This is a genomic window from Tsukamurella sp. DT100 (genome assembly GCF_049844855.1).
GTDB lineage: Bacteria > Actinomycetota > Actinomycetes > Mycobacteriales > Mycobacteriaceae > Tsukamurella.
Map to the genome: position 1 here is coordinate 314,374 of NZ_JBNCLV010000004.1, position 26,128 is coordinate 340,501.

24 protein-coding genes are annotated in these 26,128 nt (G+C 70.8%); 7 read left to right on the forward strand and 17 right to left on the reverse strand.

All coding sequences use genetic code 11. The features are described 5' to 3' along the window. Positions 1–18: 18 nt before the first annotated feature. Genes mftC through mftA form a run of 3 tightly spaced genes read right to left on the reverse strand, consistent with a single transcriptional unit; the run spans position 19 to position 1,756 of the window. A complete protein-coding gene (mftC, locus tag ACLQ3K_RS11755) occupies positions 19–1,317 on the reverse strand; it encodes a mycofactocin radical SAM maturase (protein ID WP_425999469.1) in 1,299 nt (432 codons plus the stop codon). 5 nt (positions 1,318–1,322) lie between these two features. Beyond that, the gene (mftB, locus tag ACLQ3K_RS11760; RefSeq protein ID WP_425999471.1) at positions 1,323–1,664 is read right to left on the reverse strand and encodes a mycofactocin biosynthesis chaperone MftB; all 342 of its coding nucleotides are present in this window, start codon (positions 1,662–1,664) and stop codon (positions 1,323–1,325) included. Next, positions 1,664–1,756 carry a mycofactocin precursor MftA gene (gene mftA, locus ACLQ3K_RS11765; RefSeq protein ID WP_114515824.1) on the reverse strand — a complete coding sequence of 31 codons (93 nt, stop codon included), beginning with the start codon at positions 1,754–1,756 and terminating at the stop codon, positions 1,664–1,666. Before mftA ends, mftB begins: the two co-directional genes overlap by 1 nt. 153 nt (positions 1,757–1,909) lie before the next feature. Here mftA and mftR point away from each other — a divergent pair, with 153 nt between their 5' ends. Further along, a complete protein-coding gene (gene mftR / locus ACLQ3K_RS11770) occupies positions 1,910–2,536 on the forward strand; it encodes a mycofactocin system transcriptional regulator (RefSeq protein WP_425999474.1) in 627 nt (208 codons plus the stop codon). Here the strand turns inward: mftR and ACLQ3K_RS11775 are convergent. From ACLQ3K_RS11775 to ACLQ3K_RS11785, 3 genes are all read right to left on the reverse strand, one after another. Then, positions 2,533–3,966: an acyltransferase gene (locus ACLQ3K_RS11775; protein WP_425999476.1), complete on the reverse strand. Its 1,434-nt coding sequence runs from the start codon at positions 3,964–3,966 to the stop codon at positions 2,533–2,535. The genes mftR and ACLQ3K_RS11775 overlap by 4 nt on opposite strands. Before the next feature lie 712 nt (positions 3,967–4,678). Further along, the gene (locus ACLQ3K_RS11780) at positions 4,679–5,398 is read right to left on the reverse strand and encodes a 3-hydroxybutyrate dehydrogenase (protein WP_425999815.1); all 720 of its coding nucleotides are present in this window, start codon (positions 5,396–5,398) and stop codon (positions 4,679–4,681) included. A 5-nt stretch (positions 5,399–5,403) separates the two neighbouring features. Next, positions 5,404–6,765 carry an MFS transporter gene (locus ACLQ3K_RS11785; protein WP_425999478.1) on the reverse strand — a complete coding sequence of 454 codons (1,362 nt, stop codon included), beginning with the start codon at positions 6,763–6,765 and terminating at the stop codon, positions 5,404–5,406. A 121-nt stretch (positions 6,766–6,886) separates the two neighbouring features. Between ACLQ3K_RS11785 and ACLQ3K_RS11790 the strand changes: the two genes are divergently transcribed. Both ACLQ3K_RS11790 and ACLQ3K_RS11795 read left to right on the forward strand, forming a co-directional pair. After that, a complete protein-coding gene (locus tag ACLQ3K_RS11790) occupies positions 6,887–7,804 on the forward strand; it encodes a LysR family transcriptional regulator (RefSeq protein ID WP_425999480.1) in 918 nt (305 codons plus the stop codon). A 38-nt stretch (positions 7,805–7,842) separates the two neighbouring features. After that, entirely contained in the window at positions 7,843–11,076 is a 3,234-nt protein-coding gene (locus tag ACLQ3K_RS11795; protein WP_425999482.1) for an SNF2-related protein, read from the forward strand. Positions 11,077–11,472: 396 nt separating this feature from the next. Here the strand turns inward: ACLQ3K_RS11795 and ACLQ3K_RS11800 are convergent, their stop codons facing one another. From ACLQ3K_RS11800 to ACLQ3K_RS11810, 3 genes are all read right to left on the reverse strand, one after another. Beyond that, positions 11,473–11,847, reverse strand: a complete 375-nt coding sequence (locus tag ACLQ3K_RS11800) for a VOC family protein (protein WP_224646839.1) — start codon at positions 11,845–11,847, stop codon at positions 11,473–11,475. A gap of 68 nt (positions 11,848–11,915) precedes the next feature. Next, complete coding sequence (locus ACLQ3K_RS11805) at positions 11,916–12,503, reverse strand: TIGR03086 family metal-binding protein (RefSeq protein WP_425999484.1); 588 nt, start codon at positions 12,501–12,503, stop codon at positions 11,916–11,918. 55 nt (positions 12,504–12,558) lie between these two features. Continuing rightward, positions 12,559–13,137 (reverse strand): TIGR03086 family metal-binding protein, encoded by a 579-nt coding sequence (locus ACLQ3K_RS11810; protein WP_425999486.1) that lies wholly within the window; start codon positions 13,135–13,137, stop codon positions 12,559–12,561. Positions 13,138–13,200: 63 nt separating this feature from the next. Between ACLQ3K_RS11810 and ACLQ3K_RS11815 the strand changes: the two genes are divergently transcribed. Then, positions 13,201–14,118, forward strand: coding sequence for a helix-turn-helix transcriptional regulator (locus ACLQ3K_RS11815; protein ID WP_425999488.1), 918 nt, complete (start codon positions 13,201–13,203; stop codon positions 14,116–14,118). On the opposite strand, the gene ACLQ3K_RS11820 is transcribed toward ACLQ3K_RS11815, so the two are convergent. The 5 genes from ACLQ3K_RS11820 to ACLQ3K_RS11840 all read right to left on the reverse strand — a co-directional run bounded on the left by ACLQ3K_RS11820 (position 14,115) and on the right by ACLQ3K_RS11840 (position 18,792). Next, complete coding sequence (locus ACLQ3K_RS11820; RefSeq protein ID WP_224646835.1) at positions 14,115–14,828, reverse strand: FadR/GntR family transcriptional regulator; 714 nt, start codon at positions 14,826–14,828, stop codon at positions 14,115–14,117. The genes ACLQ3K_RS11815 and ACLQ3K_RS11820 overlap by 4 nt on opposite strands. Positions 14,829–14,863: 35 nt before the next feature. Further along, the gene (locus ACLQ3K_RS11825; protein ID WP_425999490.1) at positions 14,864–15,811 is read right to left on the reverse strand and encodes an aldo/keto reductase; all 948 of its coding nucleotides are present in this window, start codon (positions 15,809–15,811) and stop codon (positions 14,864–14,866) included. A 62-nt stretch (positions 15,812–15,873) separates the two neighbouring features. Next, on the reverse strand, positions 15,874–16,635 hold the full coding sequence (locus tag ACLQ3K_RS11830; RefSeq protein WP_425999492.1) for an SDR family NAD(P)-dependent oxidoreductase: 762 nt from the start codon (positions 16,633–16,635) through the stop codon (positions 15,874–15,876). Further along, the gene (locus ACLQ3K_RS11835; protein WP_224646832.1) at positions 16,632–17,939 is read right to left on the reverse strand and encodes an enolase C-terminal domain-like protein; all 1,308 of its coding nucleotides are present in this window, start codon (positions 17,937–17,939) and stop codon (positions 16,632–16,634) included. Before ACLQ3K_RS11835 ends, ACLQ3K_RS11830 begins: the two co-directional genes overlap by 4 nt. 1 nt (position 17,940) lies before the next feature. Then, positions 17,941–18,792 (reverse strand): fumarylacetoacetate hydrolase family protein, encoded by an 852-nt coding sequence (locus ACLQ3K_RS11840; protein ID WP_425999495.1) that lies wholly within the window; start codon positions 18,790–18,792, stop codon positions 17,941–17,943. A gap of 175 nt (positions 18,793–18,967) precedes the next feature. Between ACLQ3K_RS11840 and ACLQ3K_RS11845 the strand changes: the two genes are divergently transcribed. Together ACLQ3K_RS11845 and ACLQ3K_RS11850 are read left to right on the forward strand one after the other, a co-directional pair. Further along, entirely contained in the window at positions 18,968–19,309 is a 342-nt protein-coding gene (locus ACLQ3K_RS11845; protein ID WP_425999497.1) for an L-rhamnose mutarotase, read from the forward strand. Further along, positions 19,282–20,136 carry an amidohydrolase family protein gene (locus ACLQ3K_RS11850; protein ID WP_425999499.1) on the forward strand — a complete coding sequence of 285 codons (855 nt, stop codon included), beginning with the start codon at positions 19,282–19,284 and terminating at the stop codon, positions 20,134–20,136. The genes ACLQ3K_RS11845 and ACLQ3K_RS11850 overlap by 28 nt, the downstream gene beginning before the upstream one ends. A 9-nt stretch (positions 20,137–20,145) precedes the next feature. On the opposite strand, the gene ACLQ3K_RS11855 is transcribed toward ACLQ3K_RS11850, so the two are convergent. Continuing rightward, positions 20,146–20,481, reverse strand: a complete 336-nt coding sequence (locus ACLQ3K_RS11855; protein WP_425999501.1) for a hypothetical protein — start codon at positions 20,479–20,481, stop codon at positions 20,146–20,148. Between the two features lie 34 nt (positions 20,482–20,515). On the opposite strand from ACLQ3K_RS11855, the gene ACLQ3K_RS11860 reads away from it, so the two are divergent. Beyond that, positions 20,516–20,890, forward strand: coding sequence for a YccF domain-containing protein (locus ACLQ3K_RS11860; RefSeq protein ID WP_224646827.1), 375 nt, complete (start codon positions 20,516–20,518; stop codon positions 20,888–20,890). A 15-nt stretch (positions 20,891–20,905) separates the two neighbouring features. On the opposite strand, the gene ACLQ3K_RS11865 is transcribed toward ACLQ3K_RS11860, so the two are convergent. Beyond that, a complete protein-coding gene (locus tag ACLQ3K_RS11865; RefSeq protein ID WP_224646826.1) occupies positions 20,906–21,328 on the reverse strand; it encodes a DoxX family protein in 423 nt (140 codons plus the stop codon). Between the two features lie 817 nt (positions 21,329–22,145). Then, positions 22,146–26,102, reverse strand: coding sequence for a DNA-directed RNA polymerase subunit beta' (locus ACLQ3K_RS11870; RefSeq protein WP_425999503.1), 3,957 nt, complete (start codon positions 26,100–26,102; stop codon positions 22,146–22,148). Between the last annotated feature and the right edge of the window lie 26 nt (positions 26,103–26,128).

The window sequence follows — 26,128 nt, forward strand, 5'->3', positions numbered from 1 at the left end:
GATGGTGTTCCTCGGGTTTCAGGAGCAGCCGGATGTGGACCGGGCGGTGGCGGGGAGTAGAACGGGGCTCGGCGCGCCAGGCGCCACGAGCGACGACGATGGCCGCGGAGAGCTTGTGGGGGCGAATCCGGCGAGCGGGTTCTCGTCGCAGTCGCGCGACGGCGGCCGGGTCATCAGCGTGAGCGGCACGCCGCGCGAGTGGTCCTTGTTGGCAGTGGGTTTCGTGCGCTCCCCCGCCAGCAGCGATTCGCCGTAGCCCTGCACGCATTCCGGGTCCGGCCCGTCCATCGGCAGGCCGGTGAAGAACTTCGCGGCCATGCAGCCGCCGCGGCAGGAGTCGAAGAAGCTGCACTGCGTGCACGCGCCGGCGCTCTGCGGCTCGCGCAGGGAGCGGAACAGCTCGGAGCGCTGCCACACCTCCTGGAAGCCGCCGTCGCCGGTGACGTTGCCCGCCAGGAAGTTCTCGTGGATCGCGAAGGGGCAGGCGTAGACGTCTCCGACGGGATCGATGAGGCACACGACGCGGCCCGCGCCGCAGAGGTTGAGGCCGGACAGGGCACCGGCACCGTCGTTCCCGCCGAACGCCGAGAGATGGAAGAAGGAGTCCCCGGTGAGCACGCCGTCGCCGTGCGCGACGAGCCAGTCGTACAGCTCGCGCTGCTGCTCGGGCAGGGGGTGCAGGTCGTCCCAGACGTCGGCGCCGCGGCCCGACGGGCGCAGGCGCGTGATGCGCAGGGTGGCGCCGTACCGGTCGGCGAGGGCCTTGAACTCGTCGAGCTGCGCCACGTTCTGCCGGGTCATCACGACGCTGATCTTCGCGTCGCGGAAGCCCGCCGCGGAGAGGTTCTCGAGGGCCGTGATCGCCATGGCGAAGGAGCCGGCGCCGCGCACGGCGTCGTTCACCTCGGCGGTGGCGCCGTCGAGCGAGATCTGCACGTCGACGTAGTCGGAGGCCGCGAGGCGCTGGGCGACCTCCGCGTTGATCCGTAGGCCGTTGGTGGAGAACTTCACGCCCACCTGGTGCGCGGTCGCGTAGTCCACGAGCTCCCAGAAGTCGGGGCGCACCGTGGGCTCGCCGCCGCCGATGTTGACGTAGAAGACCTGCATGCGCTGCAGCTCGTCGATGATGGCCTTGCACTGCTCGGTGCTGAGCTCGCGGGGGTCGCGCTTGCCGGAGCTGGAAAGGCAGTGCACGCAGGCGAGGTTGCACGCGTAGGTGAGCTCCCACGTCAGGCAGATGGGGGCGTCGAGGCCGCGTTCGAACTGGTCGACGAGGCGCCCGACCGGGGCGGGGCGGGGCCGTTCGAGGGTGGTCATGTCTCTCACTCCTGGTCGGTGGCCGGGACGATCATCCCGGAGCGGGCGAGCGCGCCGAGCGCGTGGAGGTACAGGGGGCGGTCGTCGGCGGCGATGCCCGCGGCGTCGAGCGCGGCTGCGGCGCTCGGGTGCTCGTGCAGGGACCGCACCACGTCGACGACGACGAGGTTCTTGAGGAAGGACAGCTTCCGGGTGCCGAAGTGGTAGAGCAGCGCGCCGAAGGGCTCGGGTCGGACCGCGACGCGGGGGTTGATCGCCCAGGGGGCGCCGGGATCGAAGGACACGGTGGGGGCGTCGGCCCCGGCGGCCGTGAGGCCGCCGGGAGCCGGCGCGTGCGCGGTGGTCATCAGTACACGCCGCACATGCCGTCGATGGATACTTCCTCCACCAACGATTCCGTCACGAGCTCGTCCTGCGTCGCAGTCTCCTTGTCGGACATGTGAACCAACCTCCTCATGCTTGCCGTTGTGGTTCCCGTCACACAGTAATGGCACTCGGTGCAAAATCATAGGGATTCGACGGAATCGGTCCTGACGTACGATCGCGCACAGCCCCCGACCGGCGGGAACTCACGAGAAGAAGGCAGGCGACGATGCCCCCTCGCGGACGCAGCGGACCGCTCGGCGGGCGCCCCTCCGCGACCACCCGGGGCCACCTGAGCGGCGTCGCGATCGACCTGTTCATCGAGAACGGCTTCGACGAGACCAGCGTCGACGACATCGCCGCCGCGGCGGGCATCGCCCGGCGCACGCTCTTCCGCTACTACCCGTCGAAGAACTCGCTCGCCTGGGGCGAGTTCGACGACCATCTGGAGGGCTTGCGCGGGCTGCTGGACGAGGCGGCCGGCACGGGCACGCTCGGCACCGAGCTGCGCGACGCCATCGTCGCCTTCAACCAGGTGCCGGAGTCCGAGCGCGAGCACCATCGCCGCCGGATGCACCTGCTGCTGACCGTGCCCGCGCTGCAGGCGCATTCGATGATCATGTACGCCGACTGGCGGCAGGTGATCGCGGAGCACGCTGCACGGCGACTCGGCCTGTCCCCCGGAGACCACACGCCGCAGACCATCGCGTGGATGGCGCTCGGCGTCGCGCTCGCCGCCTATGACCAGTGGCTGCAGCGGCCCGACGCCGATCTCGAAGCGCTCCTGCGCACGGGCGGCGAGCTGCTCATCGTCGCCGCCGATTCCTCAGCGGGAACCGGCGGGGCCGAGCGCTAGACCTTCGCGGGCAGCGGTCGCGCACCCGCGGGGCCGGCGAAGACCGTGCGGCCGAGGCCCTGCCAGACCAGCAGCACCGCGCCCAGGGTCACCGAGACGGCGCCGGCGGGCACGTCGAGCGGCCAGTAGAAGAGCGCGCCGATCACGATCATCGCGACGCCGATGCCGATCGAGACGTTCAGGCTCTGCTTCGCCATCGGGATCATCTTGCGCCCCGTGGTCCACAGGCTGACGGGCGTGCGGCGCAGCACCTCGCTGATCGCGACGGTGAAGAACGCGGTCACGATGAACGTGCAGATGGTGAGGATCGGCGCGTAGACGTCGAACCGGAAGCGCTGGATCGTGGGCGCCAGCTCCTGTAGCGCGAAGGCGTGCACCAGGAAGATGCCGAAGGACCGGTCGGAGGCGGTCTTGAGGAACTTGTCCCAGAAGGAGCCCGCGGTCCGGTAGTCGGACCAGTAGGTGCCGGCCGCGTAGAGAGCCAGGATGATCATCACGAACATCACCGCGGCGTAGGGGCGGAAGACGTTCGCCGCGTCGGTGGGGAACATCCCCTCCATGCTGGTCTTGTAGCCGTACGCGATCAGCGTGACGATGACGACGCCGATCGCGATCGTGATGACGCGACCGCGGAAGCGCGAGAACCAGGCCCGCACCTCCTCGATGTGCATGGCCGCGATGCAGCCGAGCAGCGTGAAGAACTGGTACGGGAAGATCGTCGCCGGCAGGTGGTTCCACAGCTTCGCGAGCAGCCCGAAGTTGAACATCTCCGGGCGCGCGGTGGTCATGTAGTGCAGCAGGATCAGGTGGAAGACGAAGCTCGCCGCGAGGACGTACTTGTGATAGCCCATGGTCCAGCGCAGGAACTTCAGCAGGAACGGGAAGATCAGGTACACCTGCATCGTCACGAAGACGAAGTAGAGGTGGTACCAGGCGTCGCCGGTGAACAGGTCGTACGCCAGCACCTTGAGCGCGGCCTTCGTCGACTCCCAGGTCTCGAAGGTGCGCGAGATGTTCGAGAACGCCGGCGGCCACATCACGTACATGTGATAGAGCCAGTAGAAGATGCTCCAGGTCAGGAAGGGCAGGCCCACCGCCTTGTACCGGCGGCGCCAGAAGTCGATCGGGTCCAGCTTGCGGTCGCGGTACTGGTACACCAGCACGAAGCCGGTGAGCGCGAAGAAGGCGTTGCGGGTGTAGTGGAAGATCGTCTGGACCGCGTTCGAGGCGACGCTGAACGGGAACGTCGTGCCCGAGACGCAGTGGTCGAAGATGACGCCCGCGAAGGTCACGATGCGCACGATGTCGAGCTCGAAGAGGTGCCCGCCGGCGCGCTTGGGCTTCGACGGTGCCGCTGGGGGCTCGGACCGCTCGGGCGCGGGCGTCGCCGCCACGGGCTCAGGCGTCGGCTCGACGCCGCGTTCGCTCATCGTCTGGTCCACACCCACTGATCAACAATCCTGACTACACCACAGCAATACCTGGTCACAGGCCCTTCGTACGGTAGCCGTTGCGACTGCGCCACTCCAACTCGAGGAGCGCACTCCCAGGAGACTGCCAGAACCGCCCGGGCGGCGACCGGGTCGGCCCGGCCGAAGAGCACCGAATCCGCCGGGTCACCACGCGACGGCCATGCGTCCGACGCATGGCCGTCGTTTTCGCTGGTCAGTGGCTATTCACGAAGCCAAGGTCATGCGGATCGTGCATAACCGGGCACGCGGCGGCGTCCGATGGTGCCGCGCGTGCCGTGCAGCGGGGCGCCGTGGCGTTCGAAGGGGGACCGAACGCCGCGCGGGGGTAGGTCGAACCCTCACTGGACGAACGGCTTCTGATGGGGGCTCGAACGCGGGAGCCGCGAATGGGTGCCGCAGACCGACCGGCTGCCTCTCGCGGGTCTCGCGCACGGGCAGTCAGTAGTCGCCGAGGCGGATCGCCATGCGCCCGGCGCATGGCCCAGCGCGCTAGATACGTCACTGACCTGCGGTTTCAGGAGCCATGCGTGGTACGCATAGCTGTCCAGGCGAGACCTGCCGCATTCAGCCCGGCACCATCTCAGCGCGACAAAACCGAATTGGCGAACGGAGCTGAGGTGTCCTGGATCGCTGCGTGGGCCGGCACCTCGCTCGCGGCCGCGGCCGCGACTCAGTTCGCGGTCCAGCCGCCGTCCATCGTGTAGGCGGCGCCGGTGACCATGGCGGCGCCGGGCGAGCACAGCCACGCGACCAGGCCCGCTACCTCGGCGGGCTCGATGAGCCGCTTGATCGCGGGGCGCGCGAGGAAGACCTCGTCGGTGACCTGCTGCTCGGTGATGCCGTGCGCGGCGGCCTGCTCGGCGATCTGCTTCGCGACCAGTGCGGTGCGCACGTAGCCCGGGTTCACACAGTTGCTGGTGACGCCGTGCTCGCCGCCCTCGAGCGCAGTGACCTTGGACAGGCCCTCCACGCCGTGCTTGGCCGCGACGTAGGCCGCCTTGTACTTCGAGGCCCGCAGCCCGTGCACCGAGGAGACGTGCACGATCCGGCCGAAGCCGCGCTCGTACATGCCCGGCAGCGCCGCGCGGGTCAGCAGGAAGGGCGCCTCCAGCATCAGCGTGAGGATCCGGTGGAACCAGGCCGGGTCGAAGTCCTCGATCGGCGCGACGTGCTGCACGCCCGCGTTGTTGACGAGCACGTCGACGTCCAGGCTCAGGTCCGCGAGGGCGGCCGTGTCGGTGAGGTCGAGCTCGAGCGCGGTGCCGCCGATCTCCGCGGCCAGCGCCGCCGCGGCGGCGCCGTCGCGATCGACGACGGTGACGGCGGCACCGTCGGCGGCGAGGCGGCGCGCGACGGCGGCCCCGATCCCCGCCGCGCCGCCGGTCACCATCGCCTTCACGCGCGGGCCCCGGTGGCCTGCTCGGCCTGCAGGGCCGCCCGGTCCTCCTCGTCGATCGTGGCGAGGTCGATGCCCTTGGTCTCCCGGACGAAGAAGACGGCAAGGAAGGTGATGCCGCAGGCGACGGCGAGGTAGACCGCGACCGGCACCGACGAGCCGAAGTCCTTGAGCAGCTTGGTCGCGATGATCGGCGCCAGCGAGCCGGCGACGACCGAGGTGACCTGCGCGGCGACCGAGACGCCCGAGTAGCGCATGCGGGTCGGGAAGGACTCCGCCATGATCGCGGGCTGCGGCGCGTACATCAGCGCGTGGAACATCAGGCCGATCGTCACCGCGGCGACCACCACGACGCCGTGGCCGGTGTCGAACATCGGGAAGGCGAAGAAGCCCCACGTCGCGGCGAGCGCGGCGCCCAGCCAGTAGACGGGGCGGCGGCCGACGCGGTCGGTGAGCGCACCCGCCAGCGGCATGACCGCGAAGTGCACGGCGTGCGCGATGAGCAGCCACATCAGGATGTCGGAGGTGTCCATCTTCACGACGGTCTTGAGGTACGTGATCGAGAAGGTGACCACGAGGTAGTAGAAGATGTTCTCGCCGAAGCGCAGGCCCATCGCCGAGAGCACGCCGCGGGGGTAACGCTTGACGACCTCGACGACGCCGTACGAGACGGCCTTCTCCTTCGCGATCTCCTGCTGGGCCTCCTTGAACAGCGGCGACTCGTCGACCTGCGTGCGGATGTAGTAGCCCACCAGCACGATCACGGCTGACAGCCAGAACGCGACGCGCCAGCCCCACGCGAGGAAGTCCGCCTCGGACAGCGCGTTGGTCAGGATCAGCAGCACGACGGTGGCGGCCAGGTTGCCGCCCGGAACGCCGGCCTGCGGCCACGACGCCCAGAAGCCGCGGGACTTGTTCGGGCTGTGCTCCGCGACGAGCAGCACCGCGCCGCCCCACTCGCCGCCGACCGCGAAGCCCTGGATGAAGCGCAGGACCACGAGCAGGAAGGGCGCCCAGTAGCCGATCTGGTCGAAGGTGGGCAGGCAGCCCATGAGGAAGGTCGCGACGCCGACCATGAGGATCGAGACCTGCAGGAGCTTCTTGCGGCCCAGCTTGTCGCCGAGGTGGCCGAAGACGATGCCGCCGACCGGGCGGGCCGCGAAGCCCACGGCGTAGGTGACGAAGGCGGCGATGATCGCGTCGTACTCGCTCGCGCCGGCCTTGAAGAAGATCTTGTTGAACACCACCGTGGCGGCGATGCCGTAGAGGAAGAACTCGTACCACTCGACGACCGTGCCGGCCATCGACGCGGCGACGATCTTCCGGAGCCCGCGCGGCTGCTCCAGGTCGGTCTGCGTCATATCCACTCCTTGTGCGACGGATCACGGCGCCGAACGGATGTGATGCACGCCATGCTCAACGCAGTATGTATGGATAAAATCGCACACACAATGCCCACATCCGCGGATCGGATCTGCATCCATGCACACTCCTGAGCCGAGCGCCGACGGCCTGCTCACCCTGCTGGCCGTCGCGCGGACCGGCCGTTACACCGCCGCGGCCGACCTGCTGGGCATCAACCACACCACCGCCTCGCGCCGGGTCGCGTCCCTCGAGCAGGCACTCGGCGGGCCGCTGCTCGCCCGCGGCGCCGCCGGCTGGGAGCTCACCGAACTGGGCCGCGCCGGCGTCACCGCCGCCGAGCGGATCGAGGCGGTGCTGCACGGCCTCGACGCCGACACCGCCGACGACCTGCACGGCAAGGTCCGCATCGCCGCGACCGACGGCTTCAGCGCGCGCGTCGTGGCGCCCGCGATCGCGCAGCTGGGGCGCGCGCACCCGCGGCTGTCCGTCGACCTGCTGACGGTGACGCGCCGCGCACCGTCGACCCGCTCGGGCGTGGACGTCGAGGTCGTCGTGGGACGGCCCGAGACCTACCGGGTGGAACCCGAGCTGCTCGCGCCCTACCGGCTCGGCCTGTACGGCTCGCGGGAGTACCTCGCCGCCGACGGGGCGCCGCAGCGGCCCCGCGACCTGGCCGGGCGGCCGCTCGTCTACTTCATCGACTCGATGCTCACCGTCGACGATCTGGACCTCGCGCGGGTGCTGGTACCCGACATGACCGACCGGCTCAGCTCGACGAACGTGCTCGTCCACGTCGAGGCCACCTGCGCCGGCGCCGGGCTGGGCCTGCTCCCCTGCTTCCTCGCCGACGCCCGGCCCGACCTGGTGCGGGTGCTGCCCGACGACGTCTCCGTGCAGCTGGAGTACTGGATGGTGGTGCGGCCCGAGGCCGCGCAGCGGCGGGAGGTGGCTGCGGTCGTCACGGCGCTGCGCGCGCAGGTGGACTCGATGCGCGGCGTCCTCCTGGGCGTTCCCGGACCCGGCGCACGACCCTGACGGCGTTCACCGAGCCGCGCTAGACTGTCCGCTTGACCATGAGCGCATCGACTGCCGGCGGAGGGCCCTCGTTCACCCCCGAGGACCTGATCGGCTTCTTCGGGGGGCCGACCGTGCGTCGCGCGGGCGAGTACGTGGGCACCGGCCTCATCGGCGACCTCGAGTGGGACGACGAGAAGCGCCTCGTCACGGGCGTCGTCGCCGGATCCCGCGAGTACGACACGCAGGTGTGGATCGAGCCGGGCGGCTCCGGCTGGCGGCCCGTGCGCAGCCTGTGCACCTGCCCCGTCGCCCTCAACTGCAAGCACGGCGCGGCCCTGCTGCTCGAGCTCACCGCGGAGGACATCGAGGAGAGCGACGCCCCGCAGCCGGACCCGTGGGAGCGGCAGCTCGCCGCCCTGCTGCCGGAGGCCCCGCGGGCGAGCGCCGCCGTGCTGCCCGTGGCGCTGCAGTTCGAGGTCGACGAGCGCGGCGTCGTCTCCGGACAGCGCCTGCAGGTGCGACTCGCGACGCCCGGCATGCGCGACGGCTCGTGGGTCGCGGGCGACGTGCGGTGGCGCACCATCGCCACCGCGCCGCGGGTCGCGCCCGCGCAGCGCGACGTCCTGGCGCCGCTGGCGCAGCTCATCACCTGGTCGCTGTACGGCGTGGACGCCTGGGCCGATCTCGGGATGGTGGACACCCCGCTGTTGTGGGACCAGTTGCGCGCCGTCCGCGACGCGGGCGTGCCGCTGCTGAGCAAGAAGGCGCGCGGCACCGTGGTCCTCGGCCCGCCGACGCGACTCGGGCTCGTCACCCGCTCGGTGGACGGGAGCGTGGAGCTGGACCGGGAGGTCGATTTCGGCGACGGTCCGCGGACCTTCACCGGCGGGCTGCTCGGCGCGCACCGCGCCCTCGGTGTCTTCCAGCAGGACGGCGACGTGCTGCGCCTCGCGCCGCTCGATCCGCCGCTGTCCGCGCAGCACACCACCGCGCTGCGCCGGTTCACCCCGGTGCAGGTGCCCGCCGAGGCGGTGCCCGAGCTGCGCGAGAAGTACCTGCCCTACCTGGCGGCCGTCGCGCCCGTCCGCGACCCGGACCAGCTGGTCGGCGAGGTCGAGGTGCTGGGCCCCGAGCTGCTGTGCACCGCCCGCTACTTCCCCGAGGCCGCCGAGCTCGAGGTCGACTGGAAGTGGCGCTACACCGTGGGCGGCGAGACCCGCGACTTCGTCCTGGGCCGCGAGCCCGCCGGGCTCGCGGACGCCGTCGGGCAGCAGCGGGTCACCCGCGCGATGGCCGTGGCGCTGCGCGAGGCGGCCGTCGGCGTGGACCACTCGCAGGGCTTCTACCGGGGCACCGAGGCCGCGGTGTGGCTGGCCGAGGTCGCGCCCGTGCTGCGGTCGGTGCCGTCGGTCGTCGTGGAGGTCACCGACGATCCCGGTTTCCGCTGGGCGCAGGGCTCGGCGTCGGTGTCCGTGCGGGTGCGCGGCGACTCCGACAACCCGTCGACGGACTGGTTCGACCTCGAGGTCGCCGTGGAGGTCGACGGCGAGGAGGTCCCGTTCCGGGACGTCTTCACGGCCGTCGCCGCGGGCCACGACACCCTCGTCACGCCCGGCGGCGTGTTGGCCCGCATCGACGGCGAGCGCTTCGACCGGCTGCGGGAACTGATCGGCGAGGCGCGGGACCTGCCGGCGCGGGGCGCGCGCCGCGCGGCACGGACCGGCGCAGGCTCCGACGACCGCGGGCTGCGGATCAGTCGGTTCCAGGCGGGCCTGGTCGACGACCTCGCCGACCTCGCGGACGCCACCGACTTCGACGGTGACTGGTCCCGCCGGGTCGGCGCCCTGACGGCGGGCGACCTGGCGCGGCAGGAGGCACCGTCGACCCTGCGCGCCGAGCTCCGGCCCTACCAGCGCGACGGCCTGGACTGGCTGTCCTTCCTGTACGACAACGACTTCGGCGGCATCCTCGCCGACGACATGGGCCTCGGCAAGACGGTGCAGACGCTCGCGCTGATCTGCCGGGCGCACGAGCGCGCGCCGGGGCGGCCCGGGCCGTTCCTGGTGGTGGCGCCGACGTCGGTGGTGGGCAACTGGGCCGCCGAGTGCAAGCGGTTCGCGCCGCACCTGTCGGTGGCGGTGGTCTCCGAGACCTCGCGGAAGTCGGGCACCTCGATCAGCTCGGTGGTCGCCGGCGCGGACCTGGTGCTGACCTCGTACACGCTGCTGCGGCTGGACGCCGAGGAGTACGCCGCCGTGTCGTGGGCGGGCGTGATCCTCGACGAGGCGCAGTTCGTGAAGAACCCGCGGTCGAAGGCCTTCGCCGCGGTGACGCTGCTGGACCGGCCGTTCACCCTGGCCGTGACCGGCACCCCGATGGAGAACCACCTCGAGGAGCTGTGGGCGCTCACCGCGCTGACGGTCCCGGGGCTGTTCCCCGGGCGGTCGTGGTTCGCGGAGGAGTACCGGCGGCCCATCGAGCGCGGCGGCGACGACGACCGCCTGGCCCGGCTGCGGCGCCGCGTGCGGCCGTTCATGCTGCGGCGCACCAAGGACCTGGTCGCGAAGGACCTGCCGGAGAAGACGGAATCCGTGGTGCAGGTGGAGCTCTCGGACGAGCACCGGCACACCTACGACCGCGTGCTCGCCGATCAGCGGGCGAAGTTGCTGGGCCTGCTGGACGACTTCGAGGGCAACCGGTTCGAGATCCTGCGGTCGCTGACCATGCTGCGGCGCCTCGCGCTCGACCCGTCGCTCGTGGACGAGGAGCTGGCCGTCGAGGACGTCGCCAAGCTCGACTTCCTGGTGGAGAAGCTCGACGAGCTGCTCGAGGAGAAGCACGCCGTGCTGGTGTTCAGCCAGTTCACCGGCTTCCTGCGCAAGGCCGCCGAGCGGCTCGACGAGGAGGGCGTCGAGTACTCCTACCTCGACGGATCGACCACGGACCGGCCCGCGGCGATCGAGAAGTTCACCTCCGGCGAGGTCCAGGTCTTCCTCATCTCGCTCAAGGCCGGCGGCTTCGGCCTCAACCTGGTGCAGGCCGACTACTGCTTCCTGCTGGACCCGTGGTGGAACCCGGCCGCCGAGGCGCAGGCCATCGACCGCGCGCACCGCATCGGGCAGACCCGCAGCGTGATGGTCTACCGGCTGGTGTCCGCCGACACCATCGAGGACAAGGTGATGGCGCTCAAGGAGCGCAAGGCCGCGCTGTTCGAGTCCGTCGTCGGTGGCGAGGGCGGCTTCGACGCGCGCCTGGCCGCCTCCGACATCCGCGCGCTGTTCGACGACTGAGCGGCTGCGGTTGCGGCTGCGGTTGCGGTTGCGGCTGCGGCTGCGGCTGCGGCTGCGGCTGCGGCTGCGGCTGCGGCTGCGGCTGCGGGGCGATCTTCGCTCCGAACAGCCATGCGTGGCACGCATACCCATGAACACGCAGGTCAGAGGCAATATTCGAGCGATCGCCCATGCAAGAACCGCATACCCCGAGCTCGCGCGGCGGCGGGGCTCGCGACCACATGTGAGCGTTCGTCCCCCGCGCCGCCCCGAACCGCGGCTCCGGCGTTCGCTCCCCCACGGGACGCCGTGCTCCTCATGAGGGCTCGGTCGTCCCCCGCGCGGCGCCGAATCCCCCACCAGACACCGATTCCCCCATGGGGCGCGGACGGCGGCGGGCAACGGATTTCCTCGAGGTCAGGCGGCGGTGAGGGCCTCGAGGGCGTGGCCGTCGGGCGAGCGGAAGTAGACGCCGCGCCCGCCGAAGCGGTGGTTGATCTCCCCGACGCCGGAGCCGTCGGGCTGGGCGTAGAAGCCGAGGCCGCGCGCGGTGATGCGCGCAAAGATCTCGTCGAACTCCTGCTCGGAGACGAGGAAGGCGTAGTGCTGCGGGTGGACGGGCCCGGGCACGGTCATGACGTCGAGCACCACGGCGTTGGCCAGGCGGACCTGCTGGAAGTGGCCGCCGCCCACGTCCACCGGAGCCTCGAGACCGAGCAGTTCGGTGAGGAACCGCGCGGTCTCGAGGTTGTCGGTGGCGGCGACGATGGTGTGGTTCAGTTCGATGCTCATTTTTCGACGGTAGGACCTCAACCGGCGTTCATGTCAATGGCTCACGACCCACGCGTCGCCGACGGTGCTCATGCGCCCCAGCCGATCGCGCTGCGGCCGTTCCAGTTGGCGAGGCGTTCGGTGGGGCCCGCGCCTTCGCGGGGCTCCACGACGGGGCCGAACGGAAACTCCGGCATCGCACGCAGTTCCGCCGGGACCGCGACCCGCGCCACCTCGAAGGCGGCCACGGCGACCGCACCGTCGGGGATCTCGGCCGGCTGCCCGGTGGCGACGGCGATGTCCCACCCGTGCACCAGCGCTTCGTTGACGTAGGTGGCGAGGGCCTCGGAGCCGGACGCCTCGCCCCACGGCGCGGTCACCACCCCGTCGAGCGGGGCGCCGGCCCAGGCCGCGAGACCCCGCGCGCGGGCGTCGGCGTAGGTCGCGCCGTCGTGCTCGGGCACGAGGTTCGGTAGGCCGGCGACGGTGCCGCTCTCCGCGAGCGCGATCACCTGCAGGCAATGAGCGGTCAGGTGCCCGGCCAACGCGCGGACGTCGAGCTCGCCGGACGGCGTGGGCCGCCCGAACTGGTCGGCGGTGAGACCTTCCAGCAGGGACTGCACCCACGCCGTGGCGGCGGAGTAGGCGGGACGGGGATCAAGGGCGATGTCGGTCATGCCCGCCAGTCAATCCGCCCCAGATGCCAGTTCCTGACCTCAATACGCCGCGACGTCAGGCCGCGGGCCAGTGGTGGCCGTTCCAGTTGGCGAGCCGCTCGGTGGGGCCGGCGCCCTCGCGCGGCTCGACGACGGGGCCGAAGGGCACGTCGCCGCCGCGGTAGTCCGCGGGGAGCACGCTCGTGACGACCGCGAGCACGCCCTCCGGCAGCGCCGGCTCGGGGAACTCGGCGGCCTGGCCGGTGGCGACCGCGAGGTCCCAGCCGTGCACGAGGGTCTCGTTGACGTACATGCCGAGCGCCGCGAAGCCCGGCACGACGCCCCAGGGGACGGTGACCTCGCGCTCGAGCGGGGCGACGTCCCACGCCGCGAGCGCCTTCTCGCGGATCGCGCCGTACGTGGCGGCGTCGTGCTCGTCGGCGCGGAAGGGCTGCCCCTCGACCGTGGCGACGGTCGCCAGCGCCTCGGCGCGCATCACGACGGCGATGAGGTGTTCGCCGAGGGCGCGGACGTCGAACTCGTCGCACGGCGTCGGCAGCGCGAGCTGCTCCTCGGTGACAGTGGCGAGCAGGGACTGCACCCAGGCGGTGGCGGCGGCGTAGGAGGGGCGGGGATCAGTGGCTGTGTTGGTCATGGGAGCGATTGAACCGGCCTAACATGACACCTTCTGTCATGTTCTCCTGGCATTCTGAGATCCATGCGCGCCGACCGCCTCCTGTCCGTCCTCATGCTGCTGCGGCACCGCGGCACCATGACGGCCGCGCAGATCGCCGCGGAGCTCGAGGTCTCCACCCGCACCGTGCTGCGCGACGTCGAGGCGCTCGGGGTCGCGGGCGTCCCCGTCTACACCGATCGCGGGCGCGGCGGCGGCATCCGCCTGCTCCCCGGCTACCGCACCGACCTCACGGGCCTCACCCTCGACGAGGCGAAAGCCCTGCTCGCCGGGGCGCCCGACTCCCCCGCCTTCGCGGGCGCCATGCGGAAGGTGGCGGCGGCGCTGCCGGAGGCGCACCGTCGGGAAGCGGCGGCGGCCGCGCAGCGGATCCACGTGCGCCCCGACGGTTTCGCCCGCGCGCCCGAGCCCGACCCGCACCTCGGCGAGCTGCAGCGCGCCGTCATCGACGGGCTGCGGGTGCGGGCGACGTACCGGCCGCGCGGGGGCGACGCCGCCGAGCGGACGCTCGACCCCGTCGGGCTGATCCACGCGGGTCAGGCCTGGTACCTGATGGCCCTGCGGAACGGCGAGCGGCGCACCTACCGCACCTCGCGGTTCTGCGCGGTGGCGGTGCTCGACGAGGCCGCGCACCGCCCGGAGACGGTGGACCTCGCGGCCGAGTTCGAGGACTCGCGCGCGTCCTTCCGCTCCGGGCACGACGCGGTGGTCGTCGAGGTGCGCGCCGACGAGTACGGCTGGACCAAGCTGTCCGGGTTCGGGACGGTGGTCACGCCGCCCGGGCCCGACGGTGCCGGCACGCTCGGCTTCAGCGACTTCGGGCGCGCGGTGTGGACGCTCTGGGGCGCGCTGCCGCACATCGAGGTGACGGGCCCGCCCGCGGTCCGCGCCGCGCTGGCGTCCCGGCTCGCCGAGGCGGCCGCGGCGCTCGGAACCGGCTAGGACGCGTCGTCGGCCATCGCCCGCCGGATCCAGCCCTCGACGCCCGCGATGTGCACCGTCGCGCACGCGCAGGCGACGTCGGCCTGCCCGGCGACCAGGGCCTCGTAGATCTGCCGGTGCTCCGCGATGGTGCGGGCGCGCGCGTCCTCCTGCTCGGTGCCGCGCCAGATCCGGGCGCGCAGGGTGGGCGCCGAGAGACCCGCGATGAGCGCCCGCAGCACGGGATTCCCGGACGCCTCCGCGATGGTCTGGTGGAACAGGATGTCCTGCTGCACCAGCGTTTCCACGGAGGCGTCGGGCCCGCCGAGCGACAGCGTCTCCTCCAGGATCGCGAGCCCCTCGGGGGTGATGCGGTGCGTCGCCATCGCGGTGGCCGCCGGCTCGAGGATGCGGCGCACCTCGAAGAAGTGCAGCACCGAATCCTCCTGCTGGAAGTCGACGACGAAGCCCATCGTGTCGAGCAGCAGGGTGGGTTCGAGGCTCGTGACGTAGGTGCCGTCGCCCTGGCGGACGTCGAGGATCCGCAGCATCGCGAGCGCGCGGATCGCCTCGCGGAGGGAGTTGCGGGAGAGCCCGAGTCGCGCCGCGAGGTCGACCTCGCGCGGCAGCCGGCTCCCGGCGGGCAGCTCCCCGTCGGTGATCATCGCCTTGAGCTTGAGGATCGCGTCGTCCGTCCGCGAGATCCGCCCGGCACCCTCGTTGGTCGGCATCGGTCAATCCTAGCGGCGGGACGGTTCGGACGGCCTCACAACGCGGCCTCGAGATCGGGCCACAGCGCATCGGGGGGCGGGGCCGCCAGCAGCGCGAGGTCGGCGCGGACCTCGTCGGCGGACCGCATCCCCAGGAGCACCGTCCGCACAGCGGGGTGGCGCAGCGGGAAGTGCACCGCGGCGTGCGGCAGCGTGGTGCCGTGGGCCCGGCAGACCGCCGCGAGCCGGCGCGCCCGGTCGAGCACCGCGAGCGTGGCCGGCGCGTAGTCGTAGGTGGCCCCGGGCCGCGGATCCGCGGAGACCGTGATGCCCGAGTTGAAGACGCCGCCCGCGGCGACGGAGACATCGCGTTCCAGGCACGCCGGCAGCAGATCGTCGGCGGCGCTGCGGTCGAGCACCGTGTAGCGGCCGGCGACGAGCACCACGTCGAGATCGGTCTCCCGGACGAACCGGGTCAGCATCGCCGACCGGTTCATCCCGGCGCCGTACGACGCGATGACGCCCTGTCGGCGCAGCTCGTCCAACGCCGGGAAGGCGCCGTCCATCGCCTCCGCGAAGTGATCGTCGGGGTCGTGCACGTAGACGACGTCCACGCGGTCCCGGCCCAGCCGCTCCAGGCTCGATTCGATCGAGCGCAGCACGCCGTCGCGGCTGAAGTCCCAGACGCGCTCCACGTCGGCGGACACGGCGAAACCCTCCGCGTCGGCGCCCTCGGTGTCGACGGGCGCACCGCTGTCCGCCTTCGGCCGGTCGGAGGCGGGGCGGAGGAGGCGGCCCACTTTGGTCGAGAGCACCACGCCGGTGCGGTCGCCCAGTGCCGCACCGAGCCTGCGCTCGGAGAGGCCCAGCCCGTAGTGCGGGGCGGTGTCGAAGTAGTCGACGCCCGCGGCGGCCGCGGTACGCACGGCGGCCGTCGCCTCCGCGTCGTCGACCGCGGTGAACAGGTTCCCGATCGCCGCGGCGCCGAAGGACAATGGCGCCACCTTCAAGCCCCCGCGCCCGAACGGTCGGGCGGGAGCGAGGGACGCGTCGTCGCCGGACACGGTCACCGCCGGGGCGGTAGTCGGAGGCCGCTCATCCCGCCGTCGACGGCGAGCGAGGTGCCCGTGGTGGCGGAGGCCGCGGGGCTGAGCAGGTAGCAGATCGCGCCCGCCACTTCGGCATCCGTCACCAGACGGCCGGTGGGCTGCCGCTGCCGCAGCTGTTCGGCCTCGGCCTCCGGATCCGCGGCCGCGTCCAGCAGGCGTCGCACCCACGGGGTGTCGACGGTGCCGGGATTGACGCAGTTGAACCGGATGCCCTCGCGCACATGGTCGGCCGCCATGGCACGCGTCATCGCCTCGACCGCTCCCTTCGAGGCGCTGTAGAGCGCCCGGCCCGGCAGGCCGGCGGTAGCGGCGATCGAGCACGTGTTGACCACGGCGGGATTCGTCGAGCCGCGCAGGTGGGGCAGCGCCGCGCGGGTGACCCGCACCGTGCCGAGGACGTTGACGTCGAGAACCTTCCGCCAGTCGTCGAGCGCCCCCGCCTCGACGGTGCCCTGGGCGCCGATCCCCGCGTTGTTCACCAGGCCGTCGATCCCGCCCAGGTACTCGGCCGCGGTGGCGACGGCGGCGGCCACCGAATCGTCGTCGGCGACGTCGCACGCGATGCCGAGCGAGTCGGGCGGCGCCTCGTCGGGCTGCAGGTCGAGCACGGCGACGACCGCTCCGCGCACCATGAGTTCCTCCGTCGTCCGGCGGCCGATCCCCGAAGCGCCGCCCGTCACGATGGCTCGGAATCCGGCGAATGCGTCTGCATTGCTCATTGTGCTCCCTTCCATGCCTCCCCGTCGGGGAAGCCGAACCGCACGAGCGTCTCCGGCCGGATCTGCGCCGAGAAGCCGGGCTTCGCGGGGGCCGCGTACGCCCCGTTCACGATGCGCACCGGGTCGAGGAAGTGCTCGTGGAGATGATCGACGTACTCGATGTTCCGGTCCGCGAGGGTTCCCGAGACCGCAACGAAATCGAACATGGCGAGATGCTGCACCAGTTCGCACAGGCCGACCCCACCCGCGTGCGGGCACACGGGGATGCCGAACTTGGCCGCCAGCAACAGGATCGCGATGTTCTCGTTGACGCCGGCGACGCGGGTGGAGTCCAGCTGGACGACGTCGATCGCCTCCGCCTGGAGGAACTGCTTGACCAGCACCCGGCTGTGGGCGTGCTCGCCGGTGGCGATGCGCACCGGCGACACCCGGCGCCGGATGGCGGCGTGGGCGAGGACGTCGTCGGGGGCGGTGGGTTCCTCGACCCACCACGGATCGAACTCGCGCAGCCGCTCGATCGCCGCGACCGCGTCATCGACGTCCCACCGCTGGTTCGCATCGACGGCGATCCGCACCTCGTCGCCCACCACCGCGCGGGCGAGGGCGAACCGCCGGACGTCGTCGTCGACATCCGCGCCGACCTTGAGCTTGATCTGCGTGAAGCCCTCGGCCACCGCCTCTTTCGCGAGCCGCGTCATCTTCTCGTCCGAGTAGCCGAGCCAACCGGGCGAGGTCGTGTAGGCGGGGTAGCCGTTCGCGCGCAGCGCCACGGCGCGTTCCGCCCGGCCCGGCTCCGCCGCCGTGAGCAGGGCGAGGGCATCGTCGGGCGTGAGAGCGTCTGTGAGGTAACGGAAGTCGACGAGGTCGACGATCTCCCGTGGGCTCAGCTCGGCGAGCAGCTGCCACAGGGGCAGGCCGGCGCGCTTGGCGCGCAGGTCCCACAGCGCGTTCACCACGGCACCGATCGCCATGTGCATGACGCCCTTCTCGGGGCCGAGCCACCGCAGCTGGGCGTCGTAGACCAGTTCGCGGTAGACGCCGCCGAGGTCGCCGAGGACGGCGTCGACCCCGCGTCCGAGCACGTACGGCGTGAGGGCTTCGATCGCGGCGCGCTGGACGTCGTTGCCGCGGCCGATGGTGAAGACGAAGCCGTGCCCCTCGAGGCCGTCGCCGGCGTCGGTGCCGAGGATCAAGTAAGCGGCCGAGTAGTCGGGGTCGACGTTCATCGCGTCGGAACCGTCGAGCTCGGCCGAGGTCGGGAATCGCACGTCGAGCGTGCGGAACTCCGTGAACACACCGGACATCTCAGGCCTCCCCGAGGACGGAGCGATGACCGCCGAGCAGATCGATGTGCGTCTCGATCACGTCGCCGCGGCGCAGGTAGGGCTTGGGGTCCGGATAGCCGAAGGCCACGCCCGCGGGCGTTCCGGTGTTCACCACGTCGCCGGGCTCGAGGACCATGAAATGACTGAGGTAGCGGATGATCTCACCGACCCCGAAGATCATCTGCGCCGTGTTGGCCTCCTGGCGGACCTCGCCGTTGACGGTGAGCCGGATGTCGAGGCGCTGCGGGTCGGGTACCTCGTCGGCGGTGACCAGCTCCGGGCCGAGCGGGTTGAAGGTCTCGCAGTTCTTGCCCTTGTCCCAGGTGCCGCCGCGGTTCATCTGGAAGTCGCGTTCGGAGACGTCGTCGGAGACGGTGTAGCCGGCGACGCACGCGAGGCCCTGAGCGGCATCATCGAGATACCTTGCGGTGCTTCCGATCACGACGGCGAGCTCCACCTCGTAATCCGTCGCGACCGAGCCGCGCGGGATCAGCACCTCGTCGTGCGGGCCGACGATCGCGCCCGAGGTCTTGAGGAACATCACCGGCTCCGCGGGCTCCTCGTGCTGCGTCTCCTGCGCGTGGGCGAGGTAGTTCACGCCGATGCAGACGACCTTGCCCGGCCGGGCGACCGGCGCGCCGACCCGGAGCCCCGTGGGGTCGAACTCCGGCAGCCGGCCCGCCCCGAGGGCGTCCGCGAGCAGCCGCTGCGCGTCGCCCAGCGTGCCCGGGTGGTAGTCGGCGACGACCGACGATGCGTCGTACCACCGCCCGTCGCCCGTGGACACGATCGGACGCTCGGCGCCCGCCTCCCCGACTCGCCGCAGTCTCATCGGCTTCCTTCCGCATTCATAGCGATGGGTCCGACCGGTGTCGAACACTTCCCACGACCGCGCCGGGGCGCTGTGTCGCGAGTCACAGCTATCGACTGTAAACATCGGAGGTCTTGCGGTCAACTAGTCGCATCGTGGCCCACCGTGACCTAGACTGACCGAAGGTTCCCGAGTAGTGATCGGAGGAATGGTGCCGGAGATCATCGCCCTGCACACGCGCCTCAAGGCGGGCGCCGAGGAGGAGTACGACCGGGTGCACGCCGCGATACCCGCCGAGCTGGACGGCGCGCTCCGCGACGCCGGCGTACGCACATGGCGGATCTGGCGCGACAGGCGAGAGCTCTTCCACCTCGTCGAGGTCGACGACTACCGCGCCATGCGACAACGACTGGCCGAGCACCCGGCGAACGTGCCCTGGCAGGCGCGAATGGCGGAACTGCTGGACGTACCCGACGACTACTCCGGTGACGACCGCGGCATCCCGCTGGTGTGGGCGCTCCCCCTCGGGCCGGCATGATCGTCGACGCCCACCACCACCTGTGGGACCGCGCGCGGCACGACCACCGCTGGCTGGACACGCCCGGGTTGGAGGCGATCCGGCGGGACTTCACTGCCACCGACCTCGCCGCGGCCGGCGCGGGCGAGGTGCGAACCACGGTCGCCGTGCAGGCCCTGAACTCGTCGGCGGAGACCTACGACCTGCTCGCCGCCGCCGCACCGGTGGGCGCAGTCGTCGGATGGGTGGACCTGATCTCGTCGCGGTGCGGTACGCGCCTGGATGAGCTCGCCGCCGCCCCCGGCGGCAGCCGGCTGCGCGGCCTCCGGCATCTCGTGCAGGACGAGCCCGACCCGGGGTGGCTCGTCCGCCCGTCCGTGCTCCGCGGGCTCGCCGCCGCCGCCCCCCGTCGGATCGCCGTCGACCTCCTGGTCCGCAGCCCGCAGCGCGCCGCGGCACTCGAGGCGGCCCGCCGGCTGCCCGACGCGTCGTTCGTGATCGACCACGCGGGGAAGCCGAACATCGGTGCGGGCGAATGGGAGCCGTGGGCGGCCTGGATCACCGCCATGGCGGCGCTCCCCAACGTCGTGTGCAAGCTGTCGGGGCTGGTGACCGAGTGTCCTCCTCGGCCGTGGAGCCGTTCGCTCATCGAGCCCTACGCGCGGCACGTACTCGCTTCCTTCGGCGCGGACCGGGTGATGTTCGGCTCCGACTGGCCGGTCTGCCTGCTGCAGGCCTCGTACGCCGAGGTGCTGGGGCTCACCGTCGAACTGCTCGACGGTGCGTCGCCCGCCGAGCGCGAGGCGGTGCTCGGCGGGACCGCGCGGCGGGTGTACCGGCTGGCGTGAGCCGGCCCGTCAGGCCAGGGCGACTCGGACGACGGTGCCCTTCTCCCCACTGGTGGCGACGGCACGGCCGGTGCGGTCACCGTCGGGGAAGTGGAGCGTGAGGTCGGCGCCCTCGCCGAGGAAGTTGCGCCACCACTGCTTCTGCTCCGGCATGGCGACGCCGATGACGACCTCGTCGCCCTTGCGCTGGTACGCGACCGGCAGCGAGAAGGGCTTGCCGGACTTGCGGCCGGTGTAGCTGATGGTGACCATCGACTTGCCCAGCGCGGGCCCGACGACCGGCAGGGACAGCAGCGGCGTGAAAGCGGTGTTGAACAGCTTGGCTCCGCGTTGGAAGAGGTTCATGACACCACGGTAGCCGCGTCGGCATACTGGGGTGGTGAAGCTGATCCTCAACATCATCTGGCTGGTGCTCTGCGGGTTCTGGATGGCCGTCGGGTACGCCGTCGCCGGGATCATCTGCTGCCTTCTCATCGTGACGATCCCGTTCGGGCTGGCGTCGTTCCGCATCGCCAACTACGCGCTGTGGCCGTTCGGGCGGACCGTCGTCGATCGCCCCGGCGCCGGCGCGGCGTCGCTGGTGGGGAACATCATCTGGCTGCTCGTCGCGGGCATCTGGCTCGCGATCGGGCACATCCTGACCGGAATCGCACTGTGCCTGACCATCATCGGCATCCCGCTGGCCGTCGCGAACTTCAAGATGATCCGGCTGTCGCTGCTTCCCCTGGGCTCGGAGATCGTGCCGACCTCGTAGCCCCGGAGGCCGCGGTCAGCGGCCGAGGATCGCGCGACGCAGGTCGGGGCGGCGGAGGATCATCGCGAGCCAGATCAGCAGACCCACGTAGACGCCGGAGAGAACGAAGCCCGCGATCGGCTGCTCCGCACGCAGGTTGATCGCGACGGCGCCGCCGAGGTAGCCGGTGAGATAGATCGCGCCGATCACCGCGGTGCGCGGGATCGTCCACAGGACGACGCCTACGAGCAGGACCAGCCCGATGACCAGGATGTGCTTCTCCTGGAAGCCGAGCTTCAGCGTGCCGTCGATGACGGCCTGCGGCTTCGTCAGCTTGCCGACGACGTCGAAGACGAGGAAGGCCCAGACCAGCACGGTGATCACCATGCCCGCGATCCAGGACTTCGAGCGGCCCTGCGCGGCGGAATCTGCGGTTGCGGGTGCGACGTCGGCGGTCATGAGAGGCTCCTCGGTTCGGTGTTCACGGCGTGAACATCAACAATGTTCACACCGTACACACAACCGATCGGTTGCGTCAATAGGTCGGCGGTGCGGTGTGCGGTGTGGGAATCGGCGTCCGGTGTGGGAGAGCCGGCTCCTCGTGGGGGAATCGGCGTTCCGTTTGGGAGAGCCGGCTCCTCATGGGGGAATGGGCGCCGCGAGGGGGACGACGCCTCCCCCACCGCACGAACGGCGCCTCATGGGGGACGGAACGCAGGGGCCGCGGATCGGCGCGGAGCGGGGGACGGAATGCGGCGCGGGGGACGAACACGCCGCGCGGGGGACGACGCCTCCCCCATGGGAAGCCGGCCGTCTCATGGGGGACCGACTCTCCCCCACGCCCCGTCGACGCCGCGCGGGGGACGACGCCGCCGACACCGCTTCCCAGCGGGTTCGGCGGACGATTCGCAGGTCGCCGCCACCGAGACCGCCAACAATCGCGCCGAATTTGCGCACGCCGGAGGCACTCACTGCCGATACTCGCGAACGCTGCCGACTACCGGCAGCGCCGGCGGTCATGGGCAGCGCCGACGGTCAATCGGCGGTGTCGGGCGCCGACTGCCCAGGAGGGATGGGGTGGGAGGGGGCTGCGAACGATTCTGCAGCCCCCGAAGCGCTAGCGAAGTGGGGCGAAGCCCAGTGAGCAGCGGCCTCCCACCCCAGCCCGGCCCTGAGCAGCGACGCCCCGCCCGGCCCGGCCACCAGTCACCGTCGGACCAACGAAAACGGCCCCCGACCGCAATGGTCGGGGGCCGGATTCGGCTAGCTACTCAGTTCACCGGTAGCCGTCGGAGAAGCCGTAATCGTCGAGCGGCACCGCGGCGCCGGACGGGGCGCCGAACGCACCCTCCGGTCCGTAGTACTGGTCGTCGAAGGTCGGCACCGAGTACGCGGCCGCGCGGGCCTCCTCGGTGGGCTGCACCTGGATGTTCCGGTACTTGTTGATGCCCGTACCGGCCGGGATGAGCTTACCGATGATGACGTTCTCCTTGAGGCCCACCAGCTTGTCGGAGCGGGTGTTGATCGCGGCGTCCGTGAGCACGCGGGTGGTCTCCTGGAAGGAGGCCGCCGACAGCCACGAATCGGTCGCGAGCGAGGCCTTCGTGATGCCCATGAGCACCGGACGGCCGGCCGCGGGCTCGCCGCCCTCGGCGACGACGCGACGGTTCGCGGCCTCGAACTCGGCGCGCTCGGTGAGCGAGCCGGGCAGGAACTCCGTCGAACCCGAATCGATGATCGTCACGCGACGCAGCATCTGCCGCACGATGGTCTCGATGTGCTTGTCGTGGATGGACACACCCTGCGACCGGTACACCTCCTGGACCTCGTTGACCAGGTGCACCTGCACCTGACGCGGGCCCATGACGCGCAGTACCTCGTGCGGGTCGGCAGCGCCCTCGAGGAGCTGCTGGCCCACCTGCACGTGGTCACCGTCGGCCAGCAGGCGCTCGGAGCCGTCCTCGTGCTTGAACACGCGGAGACGCTGGCGCTTGCTGATCTTGTCGTACACGACCTCTTCGCTGCCGTCGTCCGGCGTGATGGTGATCGTGTAGAACCGGTCGTCGTCCTCCAGGCGGATGCGGCCGGAGGTCTCGGCGATCGGGGCCTTGCCCTTGGGGACACGGGCCTCGAACAGCTCGGTGACTCGCGGCAGACCGCCGGTGATGTCGTCACCGACGCCACCCTGGTGGAAGGTACGCATCGTCAGCTGGGTACCGGGCTCACCGATCGACTGCGCGGCGACGATACCGACGGCCTCGCCGATGTCGACGAGCTTGCCGGTCGCCATCGAGCGGCCGTAGCAGGTGGCGCAGACACCGGTGCCGGTGGTGCAGGTGAGCACGGAGCGCACCTTCACCTCCGCGATGCCGGCCTCGAGCAGCGCCTCGATCTGGGGGTCGCCCAGGTCGTGGCCGCGCTCGACGACGACGGTGCCGTCCTTGGCGACCGCGTCCTCGGCGAGCGTGCGGGCGTACGCCGAGGTCTCGACGTGCGCGTCGCGGATCAGCGAGCCGTCGGCCTGGACCTCCGCCAGCGGGACGACGATGCCGCGGCTGGTGCCGCAGTCGGTCTCGCGGACGATGACGTCCTGCGAGACGTCGACCAGACGACGGGTCAGGTAGCCCGAGTCGGCGGTACGCAGAGCGGTATCGGCCAGACCCTTACGAGCGCCGTGGGTGTTGATGAAGTACTCCAGCACCGTCAGGCCCTCACGGAAGGAGGACTTGATGGGACGCGGGATGAACTCACCCTTCGGGTTCGTCACCAGGCCCTTCATGCCCGCCAGGTTCCGCACCTGGGTCATGTTGCCGGTGGCGCCCGACTTCGGGATCATCGTGATCGGGTTGTCTTCGGGGTAGAAGTCATCGATCGCCTTACCGACCTCGTCGGTGGCCTGCTTCCAGATCTCCACCAGCGCGTCGCGACGCTCACCCGAGGTGAGGGCACCGCGGGCGTACTTGCGCTCGATGCCGTCGGCCCGCTCCTCGTAGCGGTCGAGGATGTCCTTCTTGCTCGGGGGAACGAGCACGTCGGACATCGAGACCGTCACGCCCGAACGCGTGGCCCAGTAGAAGCCGGCGTCCTTGAGCTTGTCGACGGTCTGCGCGACCACGATCATCGGGTACCGCTCGGCCAGGTCGTTGATGATCACGGCCTGACGCTTCTTCGGCATCTGCTCGTCGATGAACGGGTAGTTCGCCGGGAGCAGCTCGTTGAACAGCACGCGCCCCAGGGTGGTCTCGGCCGTCCAGGCCTGACCGCGGGTCCACGCACCGTCGAACAGCTCCGCCTCGACGTCGGCCGCCGGGCGCTGCTGCGTGAGCCGCACCTTGATCGGCGCCTGGATCGACAGCTCTCCCAGGTCGACGGCCATGATGGCCTCGGCCGGGGACGAGTACACGCCGGTCTCGGGCTGGTCCTTGGCGGCGGCCGTGTAGTGGCCCTTCGCCTCGGGCTTCTCCGTGGTCAGGTGGTACAGACCGGTCACCATGTCCAGACGGGGCATGGCGAGCGGGCGACCCGACGCCGGCGACAGGATGTTGTTCGAGGACAGCATCAGGATGCGGGCCTCGGCCTGCGCCTCCGCGGACAGCGGGAGGTGCACGGCCATCTGGTCACCGTCGAAGTCGGCGTTGAAGGCCTCACAGACGAGCGGGTGCAGCTGGATGGCCTTGCCCTCGACGAGCTGCGGCTCGAAGGCCTGGATACCCAGGCGGTGCAGCGTGGGGGCACGGTTGAGCAGCACGGGGTGCTCGGCGATGACCTCTTCGAGGACGTCCCACACCTGCGGGCGCTGCCGCTCGACCATCCGCTTGGCCGACTTGATGTTCTGCGCGTGGTTGAGATCCACCAGGCGCTTCATCACGAAGGGCTTGAACAGCTCGAGCGCCATCAGCTTCGGCAGACCGCACTGGTGCAGCTTGAGCTGCGGGCCCACGACGATGACCGAACGGCCCGAGTAGTCCACGCGCTTGCCGAGCAGGTTCTGGCGGAACCGGCCCTGCTTGCCCTTGAGCAGATCGGACAGCGACTTGAGCGGGCGGTTGCCCGGTCCGGTGACCGGACGGCCGCGGCGGCCGTTGTCGAACAGCGCGTCGACGGACTCCTGCAGCATCCGCTTCTCGTTGTTGACGATGATCTCGGGCGCGCCGAGGTCGATCAGTCGCTTGAGGCGGTTGTTGCGGTTGATCACGCGACGGTAGAGGTCGTTCAGGTCGGACGTGGCGAACCGGCCACCGTCGAGCTGGACCATCGGGCGCAGCTCCGGCGGGATCACCGGCACCGCGTCGAGGACCATGCCCAGCGGCGAGTTGCCCGACATCTGGAACGCCGCGACGACCTTGAGCCGCTTGAGGGCGCGGAGCTTCTTCTGCCCCTTGCCCGAGCGGATGGTCTCGCGCAGCGACTCGGCCTCGGCGTCGATGTCGAAGTTCTCGATGAGCTTCTTGATCGCCTCGGCACCCATGGCGCCCTTGAAGTACTCGCCGTAGCGGTCCTGCAGCTCACGGTAGAGCTTCTCGTCGACGATCATGTCCTTCGGCGCGAGCTTGACGAAGGTCGTCCAGATCTCGTCGAGCTCGTCGATGGCACGGCCGGCACGATCGCGGATCTGCCGCATCTCGCGCTCGCCGCCGTCCTTCACCTTGCGGCGCTGGTCGGCCTTGGCACCCTCGGCCTCGAGGACGGCCAGGTCGTCCTCCAGCTTCTTGGCGCGGTTCTCGAGATCCACGTCGCGCTGATCCGCGAGCACCTTCTTCTCGGAGGTGATCTCGGCCTCGAGCGTGGACTGCTCGTTGTGGCGCTGCTCCTCGTCGACCTCGGTGATCACGTAGGCCGCGAAGTAGATGATCTTCTCGAGATCCTTCGGCGCCAGGTCCAGCAGGTAGCCCAAGCGCGACGGGACGCCCTTGAAGTACCAGATGTGGGTGACGGGCGCGGCGAGCTCGATGTGGCCCATCCGCTCACGACGCACCTTGGCGCGAGTGACCTCGACGCCGCAGCGCTCGCAGATGATGCCCTTGAAGCGGACGCGCTTGTACTTGCCGCAGTAGCACTCCCAGTCGCGAGTCGGGCCGAAGATCTTCTCGCAGAAGAGTCCGTCCTTCTCGGGCTTGAGCGTGCGGTAGTTGATGGTCTCGGGCTTCTTGACCTCGCCGTAGCTCCAGTTACGGATGTCATCGGCGGTCGCCAGACCGATCTTCAGTTCGTCGAAGAAGTTAACGTCGAGCACTTCTCTCCTAATTCGTCCGGTTGGCG

What these genes read in the sequence shown, in the direction of transcription:
- ACLQ3K_RS11855 (WP_425999501.1), bottom strand. Translation starts at nt 20,481, where the DNA reads ATGAACCTCTTCCAACGCGGAGCCAAGCTGTTCAACACCGCTTTCACG.
- ACLQ3K_RS11790 (WP_425999480.1), top strand. Translation starts at nt 6,887, where the DNA reads ATGCACACTCCTGAGCCGAGCGCCGACGGCCTGCTCACCCTGCTGGCC.
- ACLQ3K_RS11810 (WP_425999486.1), bottom strand. Translation starts at nt 13,137, where the DNA reads ATGACCAACACAGCCACTGATCCCCGCCCCTCCTACGCCGCCGCCACC.
- ACLQ3K_RS11815 (WP_425999488.1), top strand. Translation starts at nt 13,201, where the DNA reads ATGCGCGCCGACCGCCTCCTGTCCGTCCTCATGCTGCTGCGGCACCGC.
- ACLQ3K_RS11785 (WP_425999478.1), bottom strand. Translation starts at nt 6,765, where the DNA reads ATGACGCAGACCGACCTGGAGCAGCCGCGCGGGCTCCGGAAGATCGTC.
- ACLQ3K_RS11805 (WP_425999484.1), bottom strand. Translation starts at nt 12,503, where the DNA reads ATGACCGACATCGCCCTTGATCCCCGTCCCGCCTACTCCGCCGCCACG.
- mftR (WP_425999474.1), top strand. Translation starts at nt 1,910, where the DNA reads ATGCCCCCTCGCGGACGCAGCGGACCGCTCGGCGGGCGCCCCTCCGCG.
- ACLQ3K_RS11775 (WP_425999476.1), bottom strand. Translation starts at nt 3,966, where the DNA reads ATGAGCGAACGCGGCGTCGAGCCGACGCCTGAGCCCGTGGCGGCGACG.
- mftA (WP_114515824.1), bottom strand. Translation starts at nt 1,756, where the DNA reads ATGTCCGACAAGGAGACTGCGACGCAGGACGAGCTCGTGACGGAATCG.
- mftC (WP_425999469.1), bottom strand. Translation starts at nt 1,317, where the DNA reads ATGACCACCCTCGAACGGCCCCGCCCCGCCCCGGTCGGGCGCCTCGTC.
- ACLQ3K_RS11830 (WP_425999492.1), bottom strand. Translation starts at nt 16,635, where the DNA reads ATGAGCAATGCAGACGCATTCGCCGGATTCCGAGCCATCGTGACGGGC.
- ACLQ3K_RS11835 (WP_224646832.1), bottom strand. Translation starts at nt 17,939, where the DNA reads ATGTCCGGTGTGTTCACGGAGTTCCGCACGCTCGACGTGCGATTCCCG.
- ACLQ3K_RS11795 (WP_425999482.1), top strand. Translation starts at nt 7,843, where the DNA reads ATGAGCGCATCGACTGCCGGCGGAGGGCCCTCGTTCACCCCCGAGGAC.
- mftB (WP_425999471.1), bottom strand. Translation starts at nt 1,664, where the DNA reads ATGACCACCGCGCACGCGCCGGCTCCCGGCGGCCTCACGGCCGCCGGG.
- ACLQ3K_RS11865 (WP_224646826.1), bottom strand. Translation starts at nt 21,328, where the DNA reads ATGACCGCCGACGTCGCACCCGCAACCGCAGATTCCGCCGCGCAGGGC.
- ACLQ3K_RS11800 (WP_224646839.1), bottom strand. Translation starts at nt 11,847, where the DNA reads ATGAGCATCGAACTGAACCACACCATCGTCGCCGCCACCGACAACCTC.
- ACLQ3K_RS11820 (WP_224646835.1), bottom strand. Translation starts at nt 14,828, where the DNA reads ATGCCGACCAACGAGGGTGCCGGGCGGATCTCGCGGACGGACGACGCG.
- ACLQ3K_RS11780 (WP_425999815.1), bottom strand. Translation starts at nt 5,398, where the DNA reads ATGGTGACCGGCGGCGCGGCGGGGATCGGGGCCGCCGTCGCGCGCCGC.
- ACLQ3K_RS11840 (WP_425999495.1), bottom strand. Translation starts at nt 18,792, where the DNA reads ATGAGACTGCGGCGAGTCGGGGAGGCGGGCGCCGAGCGTCCGATCGTG.